16 protein-coding genes are annotated in these 12,497 nt (G+C 66.6%); 1 reads left to right on the top strand and 15 read right to left on the bottom strand.

Annotated features, from left to right (window positions below):
* The 14 genes from ACV4UX_RS14340 to ACV4UX_RS14275 form a co-directional block, all read right to left on the bottom strand.
* The coding region (locus ACV4UX_RS14340; protein ID WP_491593960.1) for an efflux RND transporter permease subunit at positions 1-2,284 on the bottom strand (2,284 nt) is incomplete at its 3' end.
* Positions 2,281-3,498: an efflux RND transporter periplasmic adaptor subunit gene (locus tag ACV4UX_RS14335; protein WP_491593959.1), complete on the bottom strand. Its 1,218-nt coding sequence runs from the start codon at positions 3,496-3,498 to the stop codon at positions 2,281-2,283. The genes ACV4UX_RS14335 and ACV4UX_RS14340, both read right to left, overlap by 4 nt.
* 338 nt (positions 3,499-3,836) lie before the next feature.
* Complete coding sequence (locus ACV4UX_RS14330; RefSeq protein ID WP_491593958.1) at positions 3,837-4,241, bottom strand: bacteriohemerythrin; 405 nt, start codon at positions 4,239-4,241, stop codon at positions 3,837-3,839.
* Positions 4,238-4,660: a hypothetical protein gene (locus ACV4UX_RS14325; protein WP_491593957.1), complete on the bottom strand. Its 423-nt coding sequence runs from the start codon at positions 4,658-4,660 to the stop codon at positions 4,238-4,240. Before ACV4UX_RS14325 ends, ACV4UX_RS14330 begins: the two co-directional genes overlap by 4 nt.
* 129 nt (positions 4,661-4,789) lie before the next feature.
* Positions 4,790-5,782 carry a ketol-acid reductoisomerase gene (ilvC, locus tag ACV4UX_RS14320; RefSeq protein WP_491593956.1) on the bottom strand — a complete coding sequence of 331 codons (993 nt, stop codon included), beginning with the start codon at positions 5,780-5,782 and terminating at the stop codon, positions 4,790-4,792.
* Between the two features lie 282 nt (positions 5,783-6,064).
* Positions 6,065-6,547 carry an acetolactate synthase small subunit gene (gene ilvN / locus ACV4UX_RS14315; protein WP_173084754.1) on the bottom strand — a complete coding sequence of 161 codons (483 nt, stop codon included), beginning with the start codon at positions 6,545-6,547 and terminating at the stop codon, positions 6,065-6,067.
* A gap of 9 nt (positions 6,548-6,556) precedes the next feature.
* The gene (gene ilvB, locus ACV4UX_RS14310; RefSeq protein WP_491593955.1) at positions 6,557-8,260 is read right to left on the bottom strand and encodes a biosynthetic-type acetolactate synthase large subunit; all 1,704 of its coding nucleotides are present in this window, start codon (positions 8,258-8,260) and stop codon (positions 6,557-6,559) included.
* A 3-nt stretch (positions 8,261-8,263) separates the two neighbouring features.
* On the bottom strand, positions 8,264-8,497 hold the full coding sequence (locus ACV4UX_RS14305) for a DUF465 domain-containing protein (protein WP_491593954.1): 234 nt from the start codon (positions 8,495-8,497) through the stop codon (positions 8,264-8,266).
* Between the two features lie 37 nt (positions 8,498-8,534).
* Positions 8,535-8,834: a DUF167 domain-containing protein gene (locus ACV4UX_RS14300; protein ID WP_491593953.1), complete on the bottom strand. Its 300-nt coding sequence runs from the start codon at positions 8,832-8,834 to the stop codon at positions 8,535-8,537.
* Positions 8,835-8,836: 2 nt separating this feature from the next.
* Complete coding sequence (locus ACV4UX_RS14295) at positions 8,837-9,358, bottom strand: DivIVA domain-containing protein (RefSeq protein ID WP_491593952.1); 522 nt, start codon at positions 9,356-9,358, stop codon at positions 8,837-8,839.
* Between the two features lie 13 nt (positions 9,359-9,371).
* Positions 9,372-9,677, bottom strand: a complete 306-nt coding sequence (locus tag ACV4UX_RS14290; protein ID WP_491593951.1) for a YggT family protein — start codon at positions 9,675-9,677, stop codon at positions 9,372-9,374.
* An 86-nt stretch (positions 9,678-9,763) separates the two neighbouring features.
* On the bottom strand, positions 9,764-10,429 hold the full coding sequence (locus tag ACV4UX_RS14285; RefSeq protein WP_491593950.1) for an HAD family hydrolase: 666 nt from the start codon (positions 10,427-10,429) through the stop codon (positions 9,764-9,766).
* A gap of 3 nt (positions 10,430-10,432) precedes the next feature.
* Positions 10,433-11,248, bottom strand: a complete 816-nt coding sequence (locus ACV4UX_RS14280) for a hypothetical protein (RefSeq protein WP_491593949.1) — start codon at positions 11,246-11,248, stop codon at positions 10,433-10,435.
* A 10-nt stretch (positions 11,249-11,258) separates the two neighbouring features.
* On the bottom strand, positions 11,259-11,630 hold the full coding sequence (locus tag ACV4UX_RS14275; protein ID WP_491593948.1) for a hypothetical protein: 372 nt from the start codon (positions 11,628-11,630) through the stop codon (positions 11,259-11,261).
* A 72-nt stretch (positions 11,631-11,702) separates the two neighbouring features.
* Between ACV4UX_RS14275 and tatA the strand changes: the two genes are divergently transcribed.
* Positions 11,703-11,888, top strand: a complete 186-nt coding sequence (tatA, locus tag ACV4UX_RS14270; RefSeq protein WP_491593947.1) for a twin-arginine translocase TatA/TatE family subunit — start codon at positions 11,703-11,705, stop codon at positions 11,886-11,888.
* On the opposite strand, the gene ACV4UX_RS14265 is transcribed toward tatA, so the two are convergent.
* A partial coding sequence (locus ACV4UX_RS14265; protein WP_491593946.1) for a CDP-alcohol phosphatidyltransferase family protein occupies positions 11,885-12,497 on the bottom strand: 613 nt, incomplete at its 5' end. The genes tatA and ACV4UX_RS14265 overlap by 4 nt on opposite strands.

Raw genomic sequence — 12,497 nt, 5'->3', positions numbered from 1 at the left:
GTCCGAACTTGTTGAAGTCGTTGACGTAGTAGGCCCCGAAGGTGGACTGCATGGCCTCGAACACCGCGTTGACGGGCACGCCCAGGGCCTTGGCCTTGTTGCGGTCCAGGTTCACGCGCATCTGGGGCACATTGGCCCCGAAGGTGGTGGAGAGCCGCCCCAGTTCAGGATGCTTGGCCCCGGCGGCGATGACCTTGTCGATCACGGCCGAGAGGTCCTTGAGGCTGCCCTCTCCACGGCTCTGGATGTACACCTCGAAGCCGCCGGTGTTGCTCATGCCCTGGATGGGCGCGGGGTTGAAGGCCAGGGTGAGGCCGCGCGGCAGGGCCATGCCCCGGCCGAAGGTGCGTCCCACCAGGTCCTTGGAGCCCTCGCCGGGCTTGGTGCGCTCGTCCCACGGCTTGAGCGTGACGAAGGACGTGCTGTAGTTGGAGCGCGTGGCTCCGGTGAGGAAGTCGTATCCCGAAAAGGTGATCACGGACTTCACGATGGGGTCCTGGAGGGTCATGGAGTCCAGAGCCCCGGACATGCCCAGGGTGTGGTGCAGCGCCGCGCCGTCGGGGAGGATGTTCACGGCCAGGATGAAGCCCTGGTCCTCGTCGGGGAGCAGGCCCGAGGGCACGGTGCGGAAGAGCCAGAGCGTGGCCGCGCCCAGCACGCCGAAGAGGGCCACGGCCAGGAGCGAACGCTTGAGCAGGAAGGCCACGCCCCCGCCGTAGAGCTCCGTGAGGCGCTCGAACCAGCGGTTGAAGACCTTGAAGAAGCCGCACGGCTCCTTGTGGTCGCGCAGCAGCAGCGCGCAGAGGCTCGGCGTGAGCGTCAGCGCCACCAGGCCCGAGATGACCACCGACACCGCGATGGTGATGGCGAACTGCTTGTACATCTCGCCCGTGAGGCCTCCAAGGAAGGCCACGGGCACGAACACGGCGCAGAGCACCAGCACGATGGCGATGACGGGTCCCGTCACCTCCTCCATGGCCTTGGCCGTGGCCTCGCGCGCCCGCAGATGCTGCGTGCGCATGATGCGCTCCACGTTCTCCAGCACCACGATGGCGTCGTCCACCACGATGCCGATGGAGAGCACCATGCCGAAGAGCGTGAGCGTGTTGATGGTGAAGCCCAGGGCGTACATGCCCGCGAACGTGCCCACGATGGACACCGGCACGGCCAGGCACGGGATGAGCGTGGCCCGGATGCGCTGCAGGAAGAGGTAGACCACCAGGAACACCAGGACCATGGCCTCGCCCAGGGTCTTGACCACCTCGTGGATGGAGACCCGCACGAAGGCCGTGGTGTCGTAGGGGATGGAGTAGCTCACGCCCTCGGGGAAACGCTTGGAGAGTTCTTCCAGTTTGGCCTTCACGCGGTCGGCGGTGTCCAGGGCGTTGGCCCCGGAGGCCAGGAAGATGCCCAGGGGCACGGTGGGGTTGCCCATGCGCTTGCCCACGAAGGCGTAGTCCCTGGCGCCCAGCTCCACGCGGGCCACGTCGCCCAGGCGCAGGGTGGAGCCGTCGGGGTCGGCGCGCAGGATGATCCGCTCGAACTCCTCCACGGTGGTCAGGCGGCCCTGGGTGGTGACCATGTAGTTGATGTCCACCTGGCTCACCTGGGGTTCCTCGCCGATGCGCCCGGCCGCGAACTGGGAGTTCTGCTCCCGGATGGCCGTGGCGATGTCGCCGGGGGTGAGCTTGAGCTGCGCCAGGCGGTCCGGGCGCAGCCAGATGCGCATGGAGTAGTCTTTTGCGCCGAAGATCACGGCGTCGCCCACGCCCTGCACGCGCTTGAGCTCGTCGATGACGTTGACCAGCGCGTAGTTGCTCACGAAGATGGTGTCGTAGCGCCCGTCGGGCGAGTCCATGGAGAGCACCATGAGCATGTTGGAGGTCTTCTTGCTCACGGTGACGCCCTGGCGGCGCACGTCTTCCGGCAGGAAGGGCTGGGCGGCCTGGACGCGGTTGTTCACGTTGATGGTGGCCTGGTCCGGGTTCACGCCCACGGCGAAGACCACGGCGATGCTCACGGAGCCGTCGCCGGCGCTGGTGGAGCGCATGTAGAGCATGTTTTCCACGCCGTTGATCTGCTGCTCCAGGGGGGCGGCCACGGTCTGGGAGATCACCTCGGGGCTCGCGCCCGGGTAGGCGGTCTGCACGCGCACCTCGGGCGGCACGATCTCCGGATACTGGGCCACGGGCAGCACGCGCATGGCCACCAGCCCGGCCAGCACGATGATCAGGGAGATCACCGTGGAAAACACGGGCCTGTTCAGGAAGAAGCGCGAGATCACTTGCCGCCCTCCGCCTTGGGGGCCTGCTGCCCGGGGGCTCCCCCCGGCGCTCCCGGGGAAGCGCCTTCGGGGCGCACGTTCACCTTCGCGCCCGGGCGCACCTTGATGACGCCCTCGGTGATGATGCGTTCGCCGCCTTCAAGGCCCTGTTCCACCAGGTAGCGGTTGCCAACCTGCTCGCCCAGGACCACGGGGCGCGGCTGCACCACGTCGGAGGCGTCCAGGGTCCACACCAGCGCGCCCATCTGGGTCTGGAGCACGGCGGCCTGGGGGATGGCCAGCGCGTTCGCCAGCCTGGCCCCGGTGAGGCGCACGCGCACGTACTGCCCCGGCAGCACCTCGGCCTCGGGGTTGGGGAACTCGGCGCGCACCTTCACCACGCCGGTGCTGGCGTCCATGATGGTGTCGGTGAAGTTGATCTTGCCGGGCTGGCCGTAGACCTTGCCGTCTGGCAGCAGGATGGAGATGTCGAAGTCGCCCTTGTCGAAGGCGAGCTTGTTCTCGGCGCGCAGTTTGCGCACGCGGGTGTAGTCGGCCCCGGGCAGGGAGAAGTGCACGTAGACGGGATCGAGCCGGGTGATGGTGGTGAGCAGGCTCGATTCAGCGCCCGCCGCCACGAGGCTGCCCTCGGAGCGCGTCGCCTTGCTGGTGATGCCGGAGATGGGGGCCGTCACCTTGGTGTAGCCCAGGTTGATGGTGGCCTCGCGCACCTTGGCGCGGGCGGCCTCCACCTCGGCCGTGGCGGTCTGGTGTTCCGTCACGGCGTCGTCGCGGTCCTTCTGGCTCACCACGTCGCCCTTGAAGAGGTTCTGCATGCGCTCCATCTCGCGCCTGGCCTTGGCAAGGCGCGCATCGGACTGGCCGAGCGCGCCTCTGGCCTGGTCCAGGGCGGCCTGGAAGGGGGCGGGGTCGATCTCGAACATCACGTCGCCCTGGCGCACGCGGCTGCCTTCCTCGTAGGAGCGCTTGAGTAGGATGCCGCCCACGCGGGCGCGCACCTGCACCTCGCGGGATCCCGCAGTCTGGCCCATGTATTCGAAATTGAGAGGGACATCCTCGCGCTTGACGGTTTCGGCCACCACCATGGGCGCGGGCATGCCGCCCGCCGGGGCCTGGCCCGACGAATCCTTGGAACAGCCTGTCAGCGCGACGAACGCTGCCAGAAGCGCCGCGCAGGCGGCGCCGTGAAGGGATTTCATCCTGCGTACGTCCATGTTCCCTCCCTGGGGACGATGCCGGGAAGCACCGGGCACTTCATTAGCAAGCTAACTATTAGCTGTGCAGCGAGTGGCCTATCATGGAATCCGCGAAAGATGTCAATAGTTCACGGGGCGAAGGAAACGCCGGGCCAGACGCCGTAGGAAGGTGCAGGGCTGCGGGAGGGGCGCGCGGGACCGCCGGTCCTGCGGGCTCCGGACGGTGTACGGAGGCGTTTCCCGGGCGGTCGGCTCACGGAAAACGCCCCGGGACTGCCGATCCGATCGGTGCAGGCAATCCGCGTGTGCGGCCCGTGCGCCACGGGGCGAAGAGGGCCGCGCCGTCGAAGCGCCGTTCAGCGCTGGGAAAGCCAGGTGAAGAAGGCCCGGTCGTGCACGCGGATGTGCTTGACCAGCCAGTCCATCAGATACCGCAACATGTCCAGGGAGGTCCATTCGCTGTCGGCCAGGGCGTTGCCGCCGAATTGTGCGGCCTTCTGCATGAAGGAGGTGTGGAGCGCCTTGTGGGCCGCCAGGCCCGGCCAGGCCGAGCGCTCCATGAGGTCTTCCTCGTGCTGGAAGTGCGTCCGGGCGTAGGCCTTCATGCCGTTGAGGGCGTCCAGGACGGCCTGCCCGAAGGCTTCGCGGGACATGCTTTTGTCCAGGTCCACGATCATGCGGTAGAGGGTGCGGTGCTGTCCGTCGATGATGGGGTCTCCGACCTCAAGGGAGGGGTCCCACACGTCGGGTGCGTTGATCACTTGTGGGCCCTCCTCAACTCCTTGACCAGGCTTTGGGTGTTCTTGTCGCCGCCTGCCTGGCGGGCCACCACCCAGATGCCCCAATAGATGGGGATGTTGCGGTTCTGGGGTTCTTCGAAGAAGGCGTCCAGCCCGGTGGCGATCTGGGCCGTGGTGAGGTTGTCCATGTACTTGGAGGTCTGGGCCATGATGCTCTCGATCACGTCTGTGCAGACGGAATAGTTGTCGCGCACCACGATGTGGATGAGCGACTCGGAGAGAGCCATGCCGTCGAAAAATCCCAGGATGACGTCGAGCTTCTCGGTCTCCGGGATGGTGCGCCAGTAGTGGCCATCGCGCTTTTCCTGGGCCTGGGCCTGGGCTGCCAGGAGGAACACGGCGAGAAGGGCGGCGAGGGTCGCCCGGTTGACTTGGGACATGCACGCTTCCTTGGATGAAAACAGGCCCAGCCCATCCCACGGGAAGTGCGGAACCTTATCTTCCACCATCTATAGAAAAAGGCCGTGGACCCGTCCAGGACCACGGCCTCATTTTTCGGTCAGCGGCGCTTATTTTTTCAGCCAGCTCATCATGGAGCGCAGCTTGCCGCCGACTTCCTCGATCTGGTGCGCGGCGTTGACGCGGCGCATGGCCAGGAAGTGGGCGCGCCCGCCGGCGCGGTTTTCCATGATGAATTCCTTGGCGAACTCGCCGTGCTGGATTTCCTTGAGGATCTTGGCCATCTCCTTGCGGGTCTCGTCGGTGATGATGCGGGGACCGCGCGTGTAGTCGCCGTACTCGGCGGTGTCGGAGATGGAGTAGCGCATCTTGGCCAGGCCGCCCTCGTAGATGAGGTCCACGATGAGCTTGAGCTCGTGGAGGCACTCGAAGTAGGCGATCTCGGGCTGGTATCCGGCGTTGACCAGGGTCTCGAAGCCGGCCTTGATCAGTTCGGAGACGCCGCCGCAGAGCACGGCCTGCTCGCCGAAGAGGTCGGTCTCGGTTTCCTCGGTGAAGGTGGTCTGGAGCACGCCGGAGCGGGTGCCGCCCACGCCCTTGGCGTAGGCCAGGGCGATCTCGAAGGCCTTGCCGGAGGCGTCCTGGTGAACGGCGACGATGCAGGGCACGCCGGAGCCTTCGGTGTAGACGCGGCGCACCATGTGGCCGGGGCCCTTGGGGGCCACCATGATCACGTCCACGTCGGCGGGGGGCACGATCTGGTTGAAGTGGATGTTGAAGCCGTGGCCGAAGGCGAGCACCTTGCCGGGCTTCAGGTTGGGCAGGATGTCCTTGGCGTAGAGGTCGGCCTGGTACTGGTCCTGGATGAGGATCATGATCAGGTCGGCCATGGCGGCGGCCTTGGAGGCCTCCATGGGCTCGAAGCCGTGCTCCTTGGCCAGCTTCCAGTTGGGGCCGCCTTCACGCTGCCCGATGACGACCTTCACGCCGGAATCGCGCAGGTTCTGGGCGTGTGCGTGGCCCTGGGAGCCGTAGCCGATGATGGCCACGGTCTTGTCCTTGAGGAGGGAGAGGTCGGCGTCCTGGTCGTAGAAGACTTTCATCGAGGGGGCTCCTTATGGATGGTGCGAGAGAGTCGCATGGAATCGTGGGATGAGAATTTTAGACGAAATTCGACAATTCCGCAAGCCGGAACGGCCGCACGCCAGCGCGCCCGGTGAAGCCCGCGAAACAATTGCCGGGTCCATGGGGTCTCCCCATGGACCCGGGAAAGGTCTGGAGAGGGCTCCGCCCTCTCTGCGTGATGGCAAACCCCGAGGTCGGGGATTGCTGGAGCCGCTTACGGGCGGCAAAGCCGCCCTGCTCCAGGCTGCGCTACTTCTGTCTTACTGCTGCATGCTCCGCTTCATGGCCACGGCGCCGGTGCGGGCCGTTTCCTTGATGCCGAAGCGCTGCATGAGGTTCACCAGGGCGGTGAGCTTGTCCTGGGTGCCGGTGATTTCGATGGTCATCTCGTCGAAGCCCACGTCCACCACCTTGCAGCGGAACACGTCCACGATGCGCAGGATTTCGGCGCGCTTGCCCTCCTCGGCCGAGACCTTGAGGAGCATCATCTCGCGCTCGACGTTCTTCACCTCGGTCAGGTCCACGACCTTGATCACGGTGACGAGCTTGCGCAGCTGCTTGATGATCTGCTCGATGATCTGGTCGTCGCCGAAGGTGGTGATGGTCATGATGGAGACCCCCGCCTCCAGGGTGGGGGCCACGTTGAGGGTCTCGATGTTGAAGCCCCTGCCCGAGAAGAGGCCGGACACCCGCGAGAGGACGCCGGGCTCGTTCTCCACGAGAACGGAAAGGATATGGCGCATGGCGTCCTCCTAGACCAGGATCATTTCGGTGAGGGACTTGCCGGCGGGGACCATGGGGTAGACGTTCTCCTCGGGGTCCACCACCACGTCCACGATGCAGGGCAGCGGGCTGGCGAAGGCCTTGCGCAGCGTCTCTTCCAGGTCCTTGGCCTCGCTGACGCGGAACCCGGCCGCGCCGTAGGCCTCCGCGAGCTTCACGAAATCCGGGGCGACGTCCATGCAGGTGTTGCAGTAGTTCTTCTCGTAGAAGAGTTCCTGCCACTGGCGCACCATGCCCAGGTAGCCGTTGTTGAGAATGACGATCTTCACCGGCAACTTGTAGCACATGGCGGTGGCCAGCTCCTGGATGCACATCTGGATGGAGCCGTCGCCCGCCACGTCGATGACCAGCTTGTCCGGGAAGGCCGCCTGTGCGCCGATCGCTGCCGGGAAGCCGTAGCCCATGGTGCCGAGCCCTCCGGAAGTGAGCAGGGTGCGGGGCTTGCGGTAATTGAAGAACTGGGCGGCCCACATCTGGTTCTGGCCCACCTCGGTGGCCACGATGCAGTCGCCCGAGGTGATGCGGTGGATGGTCTCCACCACGGCCTGGGGCTTGATGAAGCCGCCCTCGGCCGCAGGCTTGTACTGCAGGGGGTGTTCGGCCTTCCAGGCGGCGGTCTGTTCGACCCACTTGTCCTTGGTCGTCCAGCCGCCGGGCTCCTTGGCCAGAAGGTCCGCCTCGGTGTTCAGGGCCTCCAGGAAGAGGCGGCAGTCGGCCACGATGGGCACGTCCACGCGCACGTTCTTCTGGATGGAGGTGGGGTCGATGTCGATGTGCACCATCTTGGCCTTGCAGGCGAACTCGGAGAGCTTGCCCGTGACGCGGTCGTCGAAGCGCGCGCCAACGGCCAGGATCAGGTCGGACCCGGCGATGGAGTGGTTGGCCGCGTACGTGCCGTGCATGCCGAGCATGCCCAGCCAGAGGGGATCGTCCCCGGGGAAGCAGCCCAGACCCATGAGCGTGGCCGTAACGGGCAGATTGTGGGCGCGGGCGAGCCTGGTGAGCTCCTCCGAGGCCCCGGCGCTGACCACGCCGCCGCCCGCGTAGAGCACGGGGCGCTTGGCCTTGGCCAACAGCTGGGCCACCTTGCGCACCTGCTTGGCGTTGGGCTCGCGGTGGGGGTTGTAGCTGCGCATGGAGACTTCGCCGGGCGGATACTTGAAGGCGCAGAGCTGCTGCTGCACGTCCTTGGGCAGGTCGATGAGCACGGGGCCGGGCCTGCCGGAGCGGGCCAGGTAGAAGGCCTCCTTGATGGTCTTGGCCAGCTGGGAGATGTCCTTCACCAGGTAGTTGTGCTTGGTGCAGGGCCGCGTGATGCCCACGATGTCCACTTCCTGGAACGCGTCGTTGCCGATGAGCGGCGTGGGCACCTGACCGGTGATGATCACCACGGGGATGGAGTCCATGTAGGCCGTGGCGATGCCGGTGACGGTGTTGGTGGCGCCGGGGCCCGACGTCACGAGGCATACCCCTACCTTGCCTGTCGCCCGGGCGTAGCCGTCGGCCATGTGGATGGCTCCCTGCTCGTGCCGGACGAGGATGTGCTTCAGGTTCGGGTAGTTGGGGAGGTGGTGGTAGATGTCGATCACCGCTCCGCCCGGGAAGCCGAAGAGAACGTCAACACCCTCCCTCCCGAGGGATTCCAGGAGGATTTGGGCCCCGGTCAGTTCCATGATTTATTGCGCCTCCGCCTTGCGGTATTTGATGAGGATGGCTTCCATCCTGGTCTTGCCGGCGAGCTTCTTCTTCTTGAGTTCCTTCACTTCCATCAACTCGGTGGCGTTGAGGTAAGGCTTGCTTTCGAGCTTCTCGATCAGCTTCTCGTACGCGAGGTGCTCATCGTAGAGCGCCCTGAGTTCCGCGTCCGTTTCGCTGACCTTTGCGATGAGTTCCAGATCGCGACTGTCCATGGGCGTCATCTCCTGTTGTGGGTTTTTGTCTCGTACCCTAAGCGATTTCAGCGGCCGGCCAGACCGGCTCGACCCCGGGCCGCAGCCGCAGGGTCTTGCGCCGCGAGGTCTGGCCCGCCGAGAGTTCCAGAGCCGTCCTGGGCGTGCCCAGGAGCCTGGCCATGTAGGCCAGGAGGGCCTCGTTGGCCTTGTTGTCCACGGCCGGGGCCTTGAGCTTGAGCTTCAGGCGGCCGTCGGCCGTTCCGGTCACTTCGTCCTTCTTCGCGCCCGGGCTCACCCAGACGAGCAGCCGCCAGCCGCCGTCCTTGGCGTGTTCGGCCCAGAGCGGCACGTCCACGGCTAGTCCTGCCCCTCGGCGAAGGTGAAGTCTCCCGATTCCGAATGCCTGGCGGCCTCCGCCGATTCCAGGAGCCGGAAATGCCCTTCCAGGAGATGGCGCATCTCCTGCTCGAAGGCTTCGCGCTGGCCGCGCATCTCGGCGATTTCCTCGATGACCCGGGCCTTTGCCAGGTTGGCGGAGGCCACGATGCGCGCCCCCTCGGAGCGTGCCTCTTCGAGGATGCGCTGCGCTTCGCGGCGCGCGTTTTCGTTGATTTCGCCCACGATCCGTCGGCCGGTGTCGAGCGCGCCCTGGATGTCCGTGGGGGGGCAGGACACGGCGCGGACCGGCGGGGGCGCTGGGGCCTGGGCGGCTTCGCGTTCCAGCGCGGCCAGGCGCTCGAGGAGCCTGCGGTTCTCGTCCGCAGCCTGACCCAGCGCTTCCGCCGCGTCGTGCATGGCCAGGTCCACCTCGTCGGGGCAATACCCGCGCATGCAACGGGCGAATTTCTTGTTCAGGAGGTCGATCTTGGAGACCGTCACGGCACCTTCCCGGTTAACGCATCATGAACGCCATCTGAAGCAGCGATTCCACGATGAAGACCTGACCGATGAACTGCAGCGCCAGGATCAGGATGATGGGAGACAGGTCGATCCCGCCCATCATCACGAAGGGCAACGTGCGACGGATTCTGTAGAGCACGGGCTCCGTGGCCGAATAGAGGAAGCGGATGATGGGGTGGTAGGGGTCCGGGCGCACCCAGCTCACCACCGCAGCGATGATCACGATCCACTTGTAGGTTCCGAACACGAAATCCAGGATGAGAGCGACGGTTTTCAGAAGAGGTCCAAGAAAAGGCATACGTTCCTCGTTGTGCTGGCATCGCCGTTCGAGTGGCGGCATGGTCAGAGTCTCACACGCCACCGGGCAAATCAAGGGCTTTCTCCTCAGGCACGTTCCAGGCGCATGCGGAAGCCCTCCCGCAGGGCCTCGAAACTCGAAACGTGCAGGTGCGCGGCCAGCGATGTGTTCTTGTAGGCCCAGAAGGGAACTCCGGCAGCCCTGGCGGTGGCCTCGTCCACGTCGCTGTCGCCGATGAAGACCACGTCCTGACGCGTGAGGTTCCATTCCCGCAGGATGCGGTGCACGCCTTCGGGGTTGGGTTTGGGGTGCTTCACGTTGCCCGCAGTGACCACCGGGAAGAAATACTCGGTGAGTTCGAAGTTCTCCAGGAGCATGTCCATGGAGGTGGTGCGGTTGGTGTTCACGCCCAGGCGGATGCCCCACTCGCGCAGGGTGTCCAGGAGTTCCGTCAGGCCGGGCTCCAGGAAGGTGAAGGGGATCAGTTCGGAATAGTCGATCTCCTTGCGGGCGGCCTCGGCCTCCGCCAGGCGTTCCCGGGGCACGATGTGCGCGATGGAAATGAACACCGCGTTGGCGTGGACGAAGTCCTCCTCCTCGGGCGTCATGGGCAGCATGCCCAGCCTGCTGCGGATGATGTTGTAGAACATCCTGTTGGAATCCTTGGAATCCACCAGGACGCCATCGCAGTCGAAAATCACGCCCTTCACGCCCTGGGGCACATGGGTCGGCTCCACCTTGCGCGCGCGCATGCCCTACCCCCTCTCCGGCACGAGGACCGTGCGTTGCGCGTCCAGCCAGGGCCGGGCCGGGTCGCTCCGGCGCGACAGGCACAGCCGCCAGCCCGGCGCACGGGCCGTGCGGTACGCCCCTGCGAGACCGAGAGACGCCGCGAGGGCGGCATCGGCCGGGGCGAAGACCACGCCGAATTCCTCCCAGGACGCCGCCAGCGCCTCGTCCGAGGCGTGCAGCCCGCACTTGGGAGGCAGCACCGTGAGCGCCGCCTCCACGAACACCGCCAGGGGAAGACCCGGCCCCGAGGGCACGAGGTCCGGCTTTGCGCCCGAGAGCGCGGCCTCCTCGCCGCCCAGGATCTCCTCCTCGTCCAGGCCCAGGGTCTTCTCGAAGTCGGCCCACTGGCCGCCCAGCTTGGCGGCCAGGCCGTCCAGCTCGCGGGAGACCTCCTCCAAGGCCCAGGCCAGGCACAGCTCCGCCTGGGCGCGCGAGAGGGCGCGCTTGCGGACCTCCTGATCCTGCCTGCCCTCCAGGGCGGCTTCCAGGCCGTCCTTGATGGCGAAGCTGGTGGAGCCGTAGGCGTCCTGGAGAGACGGCGCGTAGGCCGAAACGTCGGCCACGCTGCGCGATTCGCGCGCCAGCTGGGTGAACTGCGCCGTGAGCGCCCGGGCCGAGATCTCGTCCAGGGGCAGGTCCGGGGGCCGGAACCAGCGGCCCGGGGGATCGGCCGGGGCCAGGCCCGGGTCGAGGAAGCGCACCGCCGGGGGCACGTCGGGGGCGGCCTGGGGCGTCAGGTCGGGCACGTGGATCAGAAGGGAGACGGTGTCTTGGCTCATACGGAGTGCATCAGTCCCGTGGTTGGGGTGAGAAGTTCCGGCAGCGTCCGTCGCAGGAGGGCAGCCGCAGGACGCAGACGTCGCCCAGGCAGTGCGCGCAGCCGGGAAAGGCATTCATATCACCGGGCTGGCGATCCTGACAACCCGCATCCTGGCGGCAAAGCGCCAGAAAGCGCCGCTCCCAGAGGTCCGCCGCCGTGGACTCGCTGAGCCCGAAAGCCTCGGCCCGCGTGAGGAAGCCGTCGTAAAGGCCGTGCAGTTCCAGGACCACGGTGCAGCGGTAGGACGTGTGATAGCCCGGGTTCAGGGCCTCCTCGTAGAGGCAGCGCCCGGAGACGAAGTGCCGGCAGCCTCCGGCGGGCAGGCGCACAAGGCGCGTCATGGACAGAGCCTTCCTTGACCGGGGCTGCGCCGCGTTGTAGCCTTGCGACAACTTTTCCGCCGGAGGTTTCGCATGTTCGGTCTGGGCTTCTGGGAACTGCTGATCATCCTCATCATCGTCCTGCTGTTCTTCGGAAGCAACAAGCTCCCCGAATTGGGACGCGGCCTGGGCAAGGCCATCCGCGAATTCCGGGGCTCCACCTCGGACAAGGACGCCGTGGAACACAAGAACGGACCGGACGATTCCCGCAAGAGCTAGCCCCGCCCCTGGCCCGCGCCGAACAGAGCCAGGCCCCGGGCCACGTAGTGGCCGCCGGAGACCAGGGTAAGGGCCGCGGTGATCCACACCAGCGCCTCGGTCAGGGGCGCGAGCCAGGCCCCTCCCGCCTCCAGGGCCTGGGCGAATGCCGCCAGCACCAGCCCCATCTGCGCCGCCGTGGTGGCCTTGCTCACTACGCTCGGGCTCATCCGCCCGCGCATGTCCTGCCCCCAGTAGGTCAAGAGCGCGATGCCCCCCACGATGAGCACGTCGCGGCTCACCACCGCCACGGCCAGCCACCCGGGAATCCACCCCTCCACCGCCAGGCAGACGTAGGCCGCGTCCAGGAGCATCTTGTCGGCCAGGGGGTCCAGGATCGCGCCCAGGGCCGAGCGCTGGTCCAGCACGCGGGCCAGGAAGCCGTCCAGGGCGTCGGTGATCCCCGCCAGAAAGAAGAGCGAAAGCGCGGCCCAGCGGTCCTGGTCCACGAAGAGGGCCACGAAGAGCGGCGTGAAAAGGATGCGCGCCATGGTGAGCGCGTTGGGGATGGTCCAGTTGGGGTTGCGGGGGGCCATGGCGGTAAGGAACCTCAAGCCAGGAGCGCCGTCA

It is taken from the genome of Fundidesulfovibrio sp., from assembly GCF_058402725.1.
This window is presented reverse-complemented; position numbering and strand designations above follow the sequence as displayed.